We start from the raw sequence: 13,050 nt of genomic DNA, 5'->3' as shown, positions 1-13,050 counted from the left end.
CGCCCTGACCAGGGCGCCGATGCGTTCGACCTCGAATCGCACCTCGGTGCCCCCGTCAATCGGTGAGGCGCGACGGCACCATCGGGCTGCCGCATATGGGCAGTTACGCGGATGGTCTGCCGTCTGCCAACTGGTCGATCCCGGCAGCGGGCCGGCCCAGAGCCAGGCAGTGGCTCCCGGTATCGCTGTGATCAGCGGGAGGCGTCATGACGCCCCTCTCTCTTGAACCCAAGACGAGCGTAGCACCGCACACGATCGGTCAAAAGTCTTGTGTTTTTCCAGGTCTTCCATACAGCGACATGCGCGTGTAATTCTGACCCGGGTTCAAGAGATGGGACCATGAGTGGTCCGACCCTTGCTCAGGAAGGCAGATCTTCAATGTCTGACCAGCACGAAGGAGCCGCATCCCGGCGCGTCCTGATCGTGGGAGCAGGGCCTGTGGGCCTCGCCCTCGCGACCGAGTTGGGGTGGCGTGGTGTACCGGTCACCGTGATCGATCAGGGTGACGGCCATGTGCCCTTTCCAGCAGGTGAAGCGATCTTTTCGCGCACCATGGAACATCTGCGCCGCTGGGGGTGCGCGGAAGAGGCACGCACGGAGTCGGCACCGCCCCCGGACTACCCGCACCGTACGGTGTTCGCCACCTCCGCCACGGGGCGCGTCCTCACCGACTTCGACTACGGGGTCACCAACCGGTCTCCGGGCGTGTACACCCCGCTGACGCCGGAGGGCCCCGCGTTCCTGTCCAAGTTCTCCTTCGTGCCGCTGCTCGCGCGCACCGCCGGCGAACTGCCGGGAGTCGAGATCAGGTACGGCACCCGCCTGGAGACGATGGAGCAGGACTTGGAGGGTGTCCTGGCCGTGGTGCGCGACGTGGCGAGCGGTGTCACCGAGACGCTGGCCGGCGCGTACCTGGTGGCCTGCGACGGAGGCCGCAGCGGCATCCGTCGGGCGCTCGGCATCGAGTTCGAGGGCATGTTCGCCCAGGGTCACAACTTCGCCGTGCACTTCCGTGCGCCACAGCTACTGGACCTGCTGCGGGAACGGCTGGGCGGCCCCGCGGTCCAGATCCACACCCTGTCGTCGGCACGCAGGCCGTACATCACGGTCGTCAACGGCGTGGACGAGTGGCGGCTCTCGGTCTACCTGGACGAGGAGCCCGACCCCGACGACGCGGTCGCCTGGATACGCGAGGCCGCCGGTGCGCCGATCGACGTGGAGATCCTCGCGGCGCAGCCCTGGAGCGGACACTGCGTCGTGGCCCGCACCTACCGTGCGGGGCGGGTGTTCCTCGCGGGCGACGCGGCGCATCTGCTGTGGCCCAAGGGGGGCTTCGGAGCCAACACCGGGATCGGTGACGCCGTGGACCTCGGCTGGAAGCTCGCCGCGACACTCCACGGATGGGGAGGCCCGGCGCTCCTGGACAGCTACGAGCAGGAGCGGCGGCCGATCGCCGTCCGCAACGTCACCGAAGCCTCCAGCAACTGGAGGGCCGACGCGCAGCTCGTGCCCGATCCGGCGCTCGACCGCATGGACGCGGAAGGCGAACGGCTGCGCCGTGAGCTGGGCGAGGAGATCCGCCGGTCCCGGGCCAAGGAGTTCCGCTGCACGGGCGTCCAGCTCGGATACCGCTACAGCGGCTCCCCGATCTGCGTGCCGGACGGCAGTCCGGAGCCGCCCGACGAGCCGGACGAGTACGTGCCGTCGACGTGGCCCGGTTGCCGCGCACCGCACGTCTGGCTGCCCGACGGCAGTTCGGTGCTCGACCACTTCGGGCGCGGGTTCACGCTCGTGGTCTCGGGTTCCGCGGACCCGACGCCTGTGGTGCAGGCCGCGCGCGGGTGTGGTGTGCCGTTGACGGTGCTGCGCCTAGCCGACCGGGCCGCCGTGGAGCTGTACGAGCGGCCGCTGGTGCTCGTCCGCCCGGACGGTCACGTCGGCTGGCGGGGCCGGCAGGCTCCCGCGGATCCCACCGCCGTGCTCGACGTGCTGCGCGGGGCGACGCTTCCGCCCCGGGACGCGGAAGCGGAAGCGGTCGGTGCGGGGCGGGCGGTGTCAGCGGGAGTCGGGCCTCACCTCGTCTGAGGCACCGCGTTCAGCGCTTGCGCCCCTTGGCCGCCGCACTCCTGGCCACGACGGACTCCAACAGGAACCGGATCATCTCGTGGGCCGGTCTGTTCCAGTCGTTGGGCACGTGCGCCCCTTCGAAGACGGCGACCGCGACATCGCGGACGAGCTCTGCATCGATACCGGAGGAGTCGTCGAGGCCGCGCTCGGCCATGAACTCGTCGACCAGTCCGACGATCCAGTTCAGGAAGGTGTTGTGGGCCTCGCGAACTGCCTCCGAATGGGGAAGCCGGTCGTGCATGGCCTGGTGCAGCGGCCGGGAGTAGCGCATGTCGGACAGCCCGCGCACCAGGCGGCTCAGTGGGTCGGCACCGGCCTGCTCCTCGTTCAGGATGCGGATCTCGCGACTGAGCATGCGGTTGATGACGGCGGCGAAGATGTGGTCCTTCGAGTCGAAGTACCAATAGACGTTGCCCCGGGCCACGCCTGCGGCGGCACTGATGTCCGCCATCGTCGTCTTGTCGTAGCCCTTCGCCAGAAAGAGCTCGGTGGCCGCGGCTAGCAGATCACCCGTGCGCTCCTCCCGCGGGATCTGCTGGCGGTTGCGCGGCATCCCGACTCCTCCCGTGAGTTCACCCCGTCTCCCGTGAGTGTAGACACCTGGCAGGCCGCCCCCTGCGCAGGAGGAAGGAGTGCCGCGCCCACCGGGCCCCGGCGAGGAGTCCCTGGAATCCTTCGCCGCGGAAGTGGCGGCGCGTTCCACGCACGGCGATGGCGGACATCCGCGCGGCAGCCAGGGTCGCCCGAGGCGATGTCCACGGGTACTACTCGTCGCGGTGATGGACTCGCCGCATCGGGCGTCGTACGAGCGACTCGGCCACTCGTCGGCCGTACGGGAGGCCGAGCCGGATCCTGCACCGGATGTGGTCGAGTTCGGTGGCGACGCGGCCCTTGACCAAACCCAACGCGGCCGTTCGACGCTTGTGCAGGGGCCTGCCGGGGGCACCCTCCTCCGCCTGAGAACTCCGCACTCGGACCTGCTCGTCGGCGCTCGGGTCCCGGGCCGACGGCGTTCCTGCAGGCCGCCGCTCGTCGGTTCAGTCCGCGGTGGGCCGGGCGAGGCCGTGGTCGTAGGCGAAGATCACGGCCTGGATGCGGTCGCGGGCTCCGATCTTGGCCAGGACACGGCCGACATGCGTCTTGACCGTGGACTCGGACAGCACGAACCGCGTGGCGATCTCCCCGTTGGTCCAGCCTTTGCCGACGGCCACGAGGATCTCGCGTTCACGGTCGGTCAGGGAGGTGAGCCTCGGGTCCTCGGCCGGGTCGGTTCTGTGGGAGGGGACGTACTGGGCGTACTCCTCAAGGAGGCGGCGGGTGAGAGCGGGCGCGATGACCGCGTCGCCGACGGCGACCGCGCGGATCCCGGCGAGGAGCTCCTCGGGACGCGCGTCCTTGAGCAGGAACCCGCTCGCGCCGGCCCGCAGGGCGGCGTGGACGTACTCGTCGAGGTCGAACGTCGTGAGCACGAGGACGTGCGAGCGGCCGCCGGCGGCGACGATGCGGCGGGTGGCCTCGATGCCGTCCATGCCGGGCATGCGGACGTCCATCAGGACGACGTCCGGACGCAGTTCGGCCGTCTTGCGGACGGCCTCGGCGCCGTGGGCGGCCTCACCGACGACATCGGTCTCGGGGACGGAGCCCAGGAGCAGGTGGAAGCCGTAGCGTTGCAGCGGCTGGTCGTCCACGATGAGCACGGTGGTCATCGGTCACCGCCGCTTCCCGGCGTGAGGTCGAGGACGGCCTCGACGCTCCATCCTCCGCCCGCCGTCGGTCCCGCGCTGACGGTGCCGCCGTACAAGGCCGCTCTCTCCCGCATGCCCACCAGGCCATGTCCTTCCTCGTTCGGCGGTCCGGGCGATGTGTCCGGGCCGGTGTCCTGGACCCTGATGGTCAGCCGACTGTCCTCGGCGAGGATCGCCAGGTGTACCCGGGTGTCGGGTGCGGCGTGCTTCAGGGTGTTGGTGAGGGCTTCCTGGACGATGCGGTACACCGTCAGCTGCACCCCGCTGTCCAGGGCGTCGACGTCGCCGGAGGTCCGATAGACGACCTCCAGTCCTGCGGCGCGCACCGTGGCGCACAGGGCGCCGAGGTCCAGGATGCCGGGCTGCGGGCTGAGCTCGGGTCCACCGGTTGGACCGCCACCGGCCTCGCGCAGCACCCCGAGCACCCGCCGCAGTTCGCCGAGGGCCTGTCGGCCGGTGTCGCCGATGAGCAGCAGGGCCTCCTTGCCTCGCGCGGGTTGGATGTCCGCGGCGTAGGCGCCGGCGTCGGCGAGCGTGATGATGACGGACAGGTTGTGGCCGACGATGTCGTGCATCTCGCGGGCGACACGGGTGCGTTCGGTGGCCGTGGCCAGCCTGCTGCGCTGGTCGCGCTCGATCTCCAGCCGGGCTGCCCTCTCGCGCAGTCCGGCGAGCTGGGCGCGGCGGATCCGGACCATCATGCCGAGCGCGAGGGCCGCGGTCGCCGTGCTCAGCAGGAAGAACAGCGCGTCCCCGACGGACACGGCCGAGGACGCGCGGACCGCGACCAGCGTCATGGCGCCCGCCATGGCCGCACAGGCCCACGGCAGCTGCCGCAGCCGCCCGTGCAGGGCCAGGCTGTACAGCCCGACGAAGAGGGCGATGTCCGCGCGCAGCGCGGCGCCCAGGGACCACTGCAGGACGAACACCGCGGCGATGACGCCGAAGGCCACCGCGGGCTTGCGCCGCCGCCACAGCAGCGGCAGTACCAGGCCGGCCTGCAGGGCCAGCATTCCCGCTACGGGAAGATGGGTGAAGGCGACCCGGAACCGGCGCGGGCTGTCGCCGTCGTCCACACCGCCGTGGATCAGATCGGGCAGGCAGAACATCAGGAAGACCAGGACGACGATGGCGGTGTCCAGCATCCAGGGATGTGTCCGGTCGGCCTGCCGCAGCCGCTGGCCGCCCCGGGAGAGCCGGGCGACCAGCGGTCCCATGCCGCTGATGTCATCGGTGGTCACGGACGTCACCTGCCCATGATGCGGGCGTCAGACGTCACTGCGTACGAGCCGGTACGCCGCGCCGCCCAGCGCCAGCACCGTCCAGCAGAGGAAGACCAGCAGTCCCGCGCCCGGCGAGAGGGTCGTGGAGTCGTGAGTCAGGGCGAACATCGCCTCACCCGCGTTCGACGGCAGGTAGGGGCTGATGTCGTTCTGCCAGGAGCTGGGCAGCAGGGAGATGAGCCCCGGGATCAGCATGAACGTGGCGACCAGGACCGAGATCCCGCCGGCCACCGACCGCAGCAGTGCGCCGAGGGCTGCGCCGATCACCCCGACCAGGCCGAGGTACAGCCCTGCGCCCAGCAGACTCCGCAGGACACCCGCGTGGGAGAAGCTCATGTCCGCGGGCGTGCCCGAGACGATGCCGCTCCCGATCAGGAAGGTGACGAACGCACCCAGCGTCCCCACCGCCAGGGCGACCAGCCCGAACACGGTCGCCTTGGACCACAGCACGGGCAGTCGGCGGGGCACCGCCGCGAGCGTCGAGCGGATCATGCCGGTCGAGTACTCGCCCGCCGTGACCAGCACGCCGAGCACACCCAGGGCCAGCTGGGCGAAGTTCGTACCGAACAGGGACAGGCTGACGGTCGTCGAGTCGGCGAAGTCCGAGTCCATGTTGCCGGAGTCGATTCCCGACTTGTAGCGGCTCGCGGCGATGAGACCGAAGGCGACCAGGAAGAGCAGGCCGAGGCCCAGGGTGATCCAGGTCGAGCGCAGGGACCACAGTTTGGCCCATTCGGAGGAGAGCACGCGTCGTCCGGTTACCCGGTAGACGGGTCGGGCGGGGGTGGTGCGCGGTTTCTCGGCGGTTGCGGTGAGGGTGCTCACGCGGGCCTCCCGGCGGCCTCGAGGGTCTCGATGGTCTCGATCCCGGTCGTCGTGCCGTGGTACTCCACGGCATCCCTGGTCAGGTCCATGAACGCCTCCTCCAGCGACACCGTCCGCGCGCTCAGCTCGAACAGCGCGATCCCGTGTTCGGCGGCCTTCAGTCCGATCTCGCGGGCGGTCAGCCCGGTCACCTGGAGTTCCTCGGAGCCGATCCGGCCGGTGACGTCGACGCCCGGCCCGGCCAGCACGTCCCGCAGACGCGCCGGGTCCTGGGCCGCGACGTTCACCATGTCGCCGCCCGCCTTGCGGATGAGTTCCGCCACGGTCGTGTCGGCCAGCAGCCGGCCGCGTCCCACGATGATCAGGTGGTCCGCCACCAGGGCCATCTCGCTCATCAGGTGCGAGGACACGAACACCGTCCGGCCCTCGTCGGCGAGCCCCTTGAGCAGGTTGCGGATCCAGAGCACGCCCTCCGGGTCCAGCCCGTTGACCGGCTCGTCCAACATCACCGTCTGCGGGTCGCCCAGCAGCGCTGCGGCGATGCCGAGCCGCTGGCCCATTCCGAGAGAAAAGGCGCCGGCCCGTTTCTTCGCCACACTGCCCAGTCCGGCGAGGCCGATGACCTCGTCGACCCGACTGCCCGGAATGCCGTGAGTCAGCGCGAGTGCCTTGAGGTGGTTGTACGCCGAGCGGCCCGGGTGGATCGACTTCGCCTCCAGGAGAGCGCCGACCTCCTGCAACGGCGCCTGGTGCCGGGCGTAGTGGTGGCCGTTGACGGTGACGGAGCCGCTCGTCGGGGCGTCCAGGCCGACGATCATGCGCATGGTCGTGGACTTGCCCGCGCCGTTGGGCCCCAGGAAGCCGGTCACCGTGCCCGGCTTCACGACGAAGTCCAGCCCGTCGACAGCCGTCTTCTCGCCGTATTTCTTGGTCAACTGCCGTGCGTCGATCATGCGCGTTCTTTCTCTCGGGCTCCGGCGTCCGTCACTTCGACGCCGCACCGGCAACGCTAGGTGCCCAATCACCCCGGTCCGGTGGTACCAGGAGGCTGACCTGCGCCGTACTCGTGGTACCGCGGTACTACGCACCCACCTGCGGTGCTTTCCGTGTTCGTGTTCGTGTTCGTGGACTCCGCCGTGGTCGCGGCAGGCATCCGGCCACCGCGGAGCGCGACCCGCCCACGCCGCACCGGCGAGGCGGTCACGGTGCCTCGAAGGCCGGGTTGTTCATTCGTCGTGTCCGGTCACCTCGAGGGACGGCGCCCAGCGAGGGATCTGGCCCCTCCCGGAGACCAGGCGGATGTTCTTGCTGTAGCCGTACTCGCGCAGGGTTTCCGCCGCGGTCTCCCGGCCGAAGCCGCTCGCACCGACACCGCCGAACGGCGCGCCCGTGAAATTCCGGTTGTAGTTGTTCACGAAGACGAATTCTGCTGTGGGGTGACGACTCGCTCGCCGGATGCGGCAGCCGTCGCTCGGCGATGGCCCCCAGAGCCTGAGAAACGACCTGGCCGTTCGTGTCTCGGCGTTCCAGCGCTCGGAGGCCCTCTCGGAATCCGCCGAGCCGGCGGAGACCTTTGCCGGGGATCTTCAGCTCCCCGGCGGCGATCCGCTCGTCGTCGCCCCCACCGCGCGGACCGGCTACTCCCTCTGCCCGGTGATGGCGGACAACGGCGCCGGCGATCCCGTGGCACCTCGCCGCTGAATGCCGCGGCACGAACGCCCTTGCCGACGCCCGCTCCGCAGGTCAGCCGGATCGCCCGAGCCGGGCAAGCCGTGCGTGGTGGGACTCGCTCGCCAGAGCGATGACGGTGGCCCCGGCGTGCGGAGCGAGTTGTACGGCGAGAGAACCCACTCCGCCGGCGGGCCCCGGAGACGGCGACTGTCCCGCCTCCACGGTCGGCTGATCAGTCGGTCTACTGGCCGCCCTCGGCCAGGATCCTGTTGCGAACGCCGGCGAGGGCTCCCGCCATCGCGCCCGCGGGCCTGCCGAAGGTGGTCGCCGAGAACTGGGCGGGGCCGGTCTTGGCCGTGAAGGAGTGCGGGTAGGCGAACTCCCGGAGTCCTTCCTCACCTTGCTTGCGCCCGTAGCCGCTGTCGCCGCGACCTCCGAAGGGCACGGCGGGGTTGATGGAGAACACCAGGGCGTCGTTGATGCTGGTCATTCCCACGCGGAGTTGACGGGCGATGGCTTCGCCGCGGTCGCGGCTGAAGACGGCGCTGCCCAGTCCGTACCGCCCTGCGTTGATGTGTGCGACGGCCTCCTGCGTGTCGGTGACCTTGACGACGGCCAGCGTGGGCCCGAACGTCTCCTCCGTCACCGCCAGGGCGTCGGGGCTCACGCCGACGAGGATGGTGGGAGTGACATAGCGTTCCCCCACCGCCTCGATGCCACCGACAGTGGCTGTCGCGCCGCGATCGAGCGCGTCCTGGATGTGCTCCCTGATGGTCGGGATCTGGGTGGGCAGGGGAACCGGCCCGATCTCCGCGTCCTCGTCGCTGCCGACGCGTACCTGCTTGGCGAGCTCGCTGATCTTCTCGACGAACTCGTCGTGAACCGACTCGGCGACGTAGGCCACTTCGAGGCTGATGCAGCCGTGGCCGGTGTTCTGCATGGCGCCCCACACGACGTGCCTGGCGGCTTCGTCCAGGTCGGCGTCCTCAGCCACGATGACGCCGTCCTTGCCCCCGAGTTCCAGCAGTACGGGGGTCAGGGTCTGCGCGCACTGGGCGGCCACCGTCTTGCCCGTGGTGACGCTGCCGGTGAACGCTAGCTTGTTCAGGCCGGCCTCGATGAGCGCTCCGCCGGTGGCCCCGAACCCGTTGAGGCACTGGAGGACGTCCGGGAAGTCGGGGACCGCACGCTGCCAGGTCCGGACGATCCACTCCCCGACGCCGGGAGTGATCTGGCTGGGCTTGAGGATGGCGGCGTTTCCGGCCGCGATCGCCTCGATCAGGATGGCCCCCGGCGTCAGGAGCGGGAAGTTCCACGGGCCGATGACACCGACGACGCCGTAGGGCTGGTATTCGACCCACGCTCGCTGGTTGGGCACGGTGGGGCTGGCGGGGACCTCCCGGCGTCCCAGCACGCGCTCGGCGTTCTCGATGGCGTACTGCACGTGCTCCAGAATCCCGAGCACCTCGACGCGGGCGTCGTCGAGGGGCTTGCCGTTTTCGGTGTGGATGAGGGCGGCCCCCTCCTCGCCGCCTACGGCTATCTCCCGCCGCCACGCGCGCAGTCGCTCCGCGCGGCCCTCGAATCCGAGGTCCCACCAGGGCCCGGCGGACGAGCGTGCGGCAGCGACAGCCGCGACCGCCTCTTCCTTGCCGGCCACGGGGTACCGGGCGAACTCCGCCCCGGTGGCCTGATCGACGGTGACCACCTGGTTCCCGTCCTGCCCGATGGCTCCGTCACGCGTGATCGTCGGGGTGTTGTTGGTCATGAACTTTCCCACTTTCTCGGGACCGCCGGCATCCGAGCAGCACCCTGCGGGTGGCGGCAGATGGGGGACACGCTCTTCGGCGCGATGAAGGGCCGCCGCGCGAGGGCGGGGGCGCGCCGACATCAATGACTTCAGCGAAGGCTCGCGAGCCTGACAAGCATCAGAATATCAACCGGCTGCATGGTGTCAAGCATTTGATATCTGTCAAGATTCTTGCGACCCGATGAGCGCCCCAGAAACGTCACGACGCCGCTGCCCTCATCGAGGCCGCAGCGGCGACAGCCACCCTCACGCGACCCGAACCGGCCGAGCGGCGAGCGGGCGGACAGGGCCTCGGGAACTGCCACCAGGTGCGCACATCACGTCGGCCGCCCCGCGCGGGGAAGGCAGCCGACCGGCGGGCAGACGGCTGGTGACACTCACCTACCCGCCGACTGTCACTGCCCTAATCTCGCGGCTCCGTGTAGCGAACCGCGGGTGTCGGCTGGTTGCCGCCCGCGACAAAGGCGGCCTCCGCACCGAGCAAGGCAGCAAGGGCCGAGTCCTGGCCCTCCAGGCCAGGGGCACAGACGGTCTCACCGAGGCGCAGCCCGGCCAGGCTGGCCGCTGCGACGTCCTCGGGCGACATCGCCCAGGGGATGCTGCGGCCGGCGCCACTGTTCCACTCTGTTGCCACAACGCCGGGGCACACCACCTGGACGCGGACCGGGGTGTCGGCGAGCTCACCGGCGAGGGTGCGCGTGAAGCCCAAGACGGCGGCCTTCGCGGCGACGTACAAGGTGCGCCGGGGGGCTCGCGAGTCAGCAAGGCCCGCACTGAAGGCGAGGAGCGAGGCGACGGTGACGATCACACCTTCGCCCGCTGCGAGCATTCCGGGGAGTGCGGCGTGGACCAGCCGGACGGGGGCGACGGCGTTGAGGGTGAGCAGGCGGTCGATGTCGGCAGGGTCGACGTCGACGAGCGGGGCGTAGCCGCCGGCGCCGGCATTGCTGATCAGCATGCGCACGTCCCCGGCGGCCAGCCGGTCGGTGACAGCGGCGATGCCGTCATGGGCCATGAGGTCGGCGGGCAGCACCTCGACGGCTGCTCCACGGGCGCGGAGTTCCTGGGCAAGATCGGCGAGCCGGTCGGCGCGTCGCGCGACCAGCACCAGGTCGTGATCGTCCGCCAGGAGACGGGCATAGGCGGCGCCGATGCCGGAGGAGGCGCCAGTGATCAAAGCGATGGGGCGAGTCATGGAACCAGGGTTCATCAACCTCTAGGCACATGTCAAACATTTGATTCCACTGAAGTGTCGTATCCTTCTCGCGTGATACGCAATGATGAGGAGCCGGTCGGGCTCGGCGCGCTCGACCGGGTGACCTGGGCGTTGCGCCGCGCGGAGCTGGCGGTGCAGAGCCTCAAGGAGCAGCGACTGCGTCCGCTGGGCATGGCGGCGGCGCACTACACGCTCCTGATCTCCGTGCACGACGAGCCGGGGCTGACCGGCGCCGAACTTGCCCGCCGCCTCAACGTGACCCCCCAGGCCGTCGCCTCACTGGTGGCGCGCCTGGAGGGCCGCGGCCAGCTGGAGAGACGTGAGCATTCGCGCCACCGGCACATCCAGGAGCTGCACCTGACCGACGCCGGTCGGGAGGCGTTGCGCGCGGCCGACGCAGTGATCGCCGACATCGAGCGGCAGGTCACCGATGGTCTCGGCTCGGAGTCAGCACAACTGCGAGCGCTGCTCGACCGAGTGGCCGAGGCGGTTCGCGAGGTCTCGATTCACGGTCCCGTCGACTGAGCGCCCCCAGGCAGTGGCCTCCCAGCTGGCCCGTGGGGAGGACCGACGCCACGTGGCCCGCTCGGCCAGATCAAGAGAGATTCACGTACTTGAGGGCAATCAAGCACTTGACAAGCGGCAGGTGCCGTATTCTCGCCGGGTGACAAAGGATGATGAACGGTCGATCCCTGCCGAGCACCTGACCCGGGTGACCTGGGCCCTGCGTCGGGCGGAGTGGGCCGTGCAGGCCCGGAAAGAGCAACGGCTACGACCGCTGGGCATCGCGGCCGCGCAGTACACCCTGCTGATCTCCGTCCACACCGATCCCGGCCTGACCGGCGCGGAACTGGCCCGCCGCCTGAACGTCACCCCGCAAGCAGTGGCCTCCCAGGTGGCCCGCCTGGAGGAGCGGGGTCAACTGGAACGCCGACCGCACCCGCGCCACCGTCACGTGCAGGAGTTGCACCTCACCGACGCCGGCCGCGACTCCCTGCGGGATGCCGAGGCCGTGATCGTGGACATCGAACAGCGGATCGCCGAGAAGCTCGGTCCGAAGAAGGCCGCACAGCTGAGGGCACTGCTGGACGAGGTGGCCGACGTGGTCCGGGAGGCGTGAGACGGCGCGCTTGCGGCTGCCGAAGGCGCTTGTGCGGGGATCACGGCGCCGTCACCAGGCCGGGCAGAGGCTGCGCGGGAACGTGTATGGGGCCGGTGCTGTGTGAAAGCGGCCTTCCCGTGCCGCGGTTGGTGTGAGCGATGATCTCGGAAGTGATGGAGATCGCTGTCTCCTCGGGAGTAAGGGCTCCGATGTCCAGGCCGATCGGTGAGTGCAGACGCGCCAGTTGGTCCTGGGAGACGCCGGCTTCCCGCAGCAGGTCGACGCGACGCTCGTGGGTGCGTCGCGAGCCCATGGCGCCGACGTAGCCGACGGGGAGGGTCAGTGCCAGACACAGCAGGGGGATGTCGAACTTGGCGTCGTGGGTGAGGACGCAGACGACGGTGCGGGCATCGGTCTCGGTGGCCGCGAGGTAGCGGTGGGGCCAGTCGGTGACGACCTCGTCGGCGTGCGGGAGGCGGGCCGGGGTGGCGAAGACCGGACGGGCGTCGCAGACGGTCACCCGGTAGCCGAGGAAGCTCCCCGCCCGGCTGAGAGCGGCGGCGAAGTCGACGGCACCGAAGATCAGCATACGGGGGCGGGACGCGTGCACGTGGACGAGGACGGTGAGCTTGCGCGGGCAAGTGCCGACGTCCGGGTTCTCTGCTTCTCCCCAACCGCCGCCGACCTCGATCGAGGCGGTACGACCCGCCCGCAGCAGCGCACGTGCGTGCGCCACGACCGCCCGGTCCTCGCTCTCGACCCCGAGTGTGCCGTCGTGAGTGCCCTCGGCGGGGATGTGGAGCATACGGCCGACAAGTTCACCGGGACCGTCGACGACGTGGGCGACGGCCGACGGACGCCCCGCGGTCACGGCATCGAGGGCGACGGCGAGCTGGGGTTGGCCGCCGGGCTCCACGCGCTGTACCAGGACACCGATCTCTCCGCCGCAGGTCAGGCCGGCGGCGAAGGCATCGGAATCGGAGTACCCGAAGGCAACACGTGCGGGGGCAGCGCGGTCTGCCAGCACTTGGCGGGCCAGTTCGTACACCGCTGCTTCGACGCAGCCGCCGGAGACGCCACCGACCGCGTTGCCGTCGGCGTCCACGGCCAGCGCGGTGCCGACCGGCAGGGGTGCACTGCCTCTGACCTCGATGACGGTGGCGAGGGCGAACGGCCGGCCCTCGTGGCACCAGGCGTGCAGTGTGTCCGTGATGTTCAGCATGGGGGGCTTTCCGTGAGGTGGGGTCAACGGGCCGTCGCCGCGCTCTAGG

The 13,050-nt window shown here is 70.3% G+C and carries 13 protein-coding genes; 4 read left to right on the top strand and 9 right to left on the bottom strand.

All coding sequences use genetic code 11. The annotated features are described in order from the left end of the window. The first annotated feature begins 339 nt into the window (after positions 1–339). The gene (locus OHS82_RS38650) at positions 340–2,085 is read left to right on the top strand and encodes an FAD-dependent monooxygenase (protein ID WP_328435560.1); all 1,746 of its coding nucleotides are present in this window, start codon (positions 340–342) and stop codon (positions 2,083–2,085) included. 10 nt (positions 2,086–2,095) lie between these two features. On the opposite strand, the gene OHS82_RS38645 is transcribed toward OHS82_RS38650, so the two are convergent. The 6 genes from OHS82_RS38645 to OHS82_RS38620 form a co-directional block, all read right to left on the bottom strand. Next, complete coding sequence (locus tag OHS82_RS38645) at positions 2,096–2,680, bottom strand: TetR/AcrR family transcriptional regulator (protein ID WP_057581587.1); 585 nt, start codon at positions 2,678–2,680, stop codon at positions 2,096–2,098. 484 nt (positions 2,681–3,164) lie between these two features. Further along, a complete protein-coding gene (locus OHS82_RS38640) occupies positions 3,165–3,833 on the bottom strand; it encodes a response regulator (RefSeq protein WP_057581585.1) in 669 nt (222 codons plus the stop codon). Continuing rightward, positions 3,830–5,113 (bottom strand): sensor histidine kinase, encoded by a 1,284-nt coding sequence (locus OHS82_RS38635; RefSeq protein ID WP_328435559.1) that lies wholly within the window; start codon positions 5,111–5,113, stop codon positions 3,830–3,832. The genes OHS82_RS38640 and OHS82_RS38635 overlap by 4 nt, the downstream gene beginning before the upstream one ends. Before the next feature lie 27 nt (positions 5,114–5,140). Next, entirely contained in the window at positions 5,141–5,980 is an 840-nt protein-coding gene (locus tag OHS82_RS38630; protein ID WP_057581581.1) for an ABC transporter permease, read from the bottom strand. Then, positions 5,977–6,933, bottom strand: a complete 957-nt coding sequence (locus tag OHS82_RS38625; RefSeq protein ID WP_057581579.1) for an ABC transporter ATP-binding protein — start codon at positions 6,931–6,933, stop codon at positions 5,977–5,979. Before OHS82_RS38625 ends, OHS82_RS38630 begins: the two co-directional genes overlap by 4 nt. Before the next feature lie 273 nt (positions 6,934–7,206). After that, positions 7,207–7,395 (bottom strand): hypothetical protein, encoded by a 189-nt coding sequence (locus tag OHS82_RS38620; protein ID WP_328435558.1) that lies wholly within the window; start codon positions 7,393–7,395, stop codon positions 7,207–7,209. A 40-nt stretch (positions 7,396–7,435) separates the two neighbouring features. On the opposite strand from OHS82_RS38620, the gene OHS82_RS38615 reads away from it, so the two are divergent. Continuing rightward, entirely contained in the window at positions 7,436–7,681 is a 246-nt protein-coding gene (locus OHS82_RS38615; RefSeq protein WP_328435557.1) for a hypothetical protein, read from the top strand. 211 nt (positions 7,682–7,892) lie between these two features. On the opposite strand, the gene OHS82_RS38610 is transcribed toward OHS82_RS38615, so the two are convergent. Then, on the bottom strand, positions 7,893–9,419 hold the full coding sequence (locus OHS82_RS38610; protein WP_057581573.1) for an aldehyde dehydrogenase family protein: 1,527 nt from the start codon (positions 9,417–9,419) through the stop codon (positions 7,893–7,895). A 445-nt stretch (positions 9,420–9,864) separates the two neighbouring features. Next, entirely contained in the window at positions 9,865–10,656 is a 792-nt protein-coding gene (locus OHS82_RS38605) for an SDR family NAD(P)-dependent oxidoreductase (protein WP_057581570.1), read from the bottom strand. 72 nt (positions 10,657–10,728) lie between these two features. Here OHS82_RS38605 and OHS82_RS38600 point away from each other — a divergent pair, with 72 nt between their 5' ends. Then, the gene (locus OHS82_RS38600; protein WP_057581569.1) at positions 10,729–11,202 is read left to right on the top strand and encodes a MarR family winged helix-turn-helix transcriptional regulator; all 474 of its coding nucleotides are present in this window, start codon (positions 10,729–10,731) and stop codon (positions 11,200–11,202) included. Positions 11,203–11,341: 139 nt separating this feature from the next. Continuing rightward, positions 11,342–11,797, top strand: a complete 456-nt coding sequence (locus OHS82_RS38595) for a MarR family winged helix-turn-helix transcriptional regulator (protein ID WP_057581567.1) — start codon at positions 11,342–11,344, stop codon at positions 11,795–11,797. A 40-nt stretch (positions 11,798–11,837) separates the two neighbouring features. On the opposite strand, the gene OHS82_RS38590 is transcribed toward OHS82_RS38595, so the two are convergent. Further along, positions 11,838–13,001, bottom strand: coding sequence for an XdhC family protein (locus tag OHS82_RS38590; RefSeq protein ID WP_328435556.1), 1,164 nt, complete (start codon positions 12,999–13,001; stop codon positions 11,838–11,840). Positions 13,002–13,050: the final 49 nt, after the last annotated feature.

Source organism: Streptomyces sp. NBC_00425, from assembly GCF_036030735.1.
Taxonomy (GTDB): Bacteria; Actinomycetota; Actinomycetes; order Streptomycetales; family Streptomycetaceae; genus Streptomyces.
The sequence above is the reverse complement of the archived record's forward strand: the minus strand, read 5'-3'. Positions and strand labels throughout refer to the sequence as shown.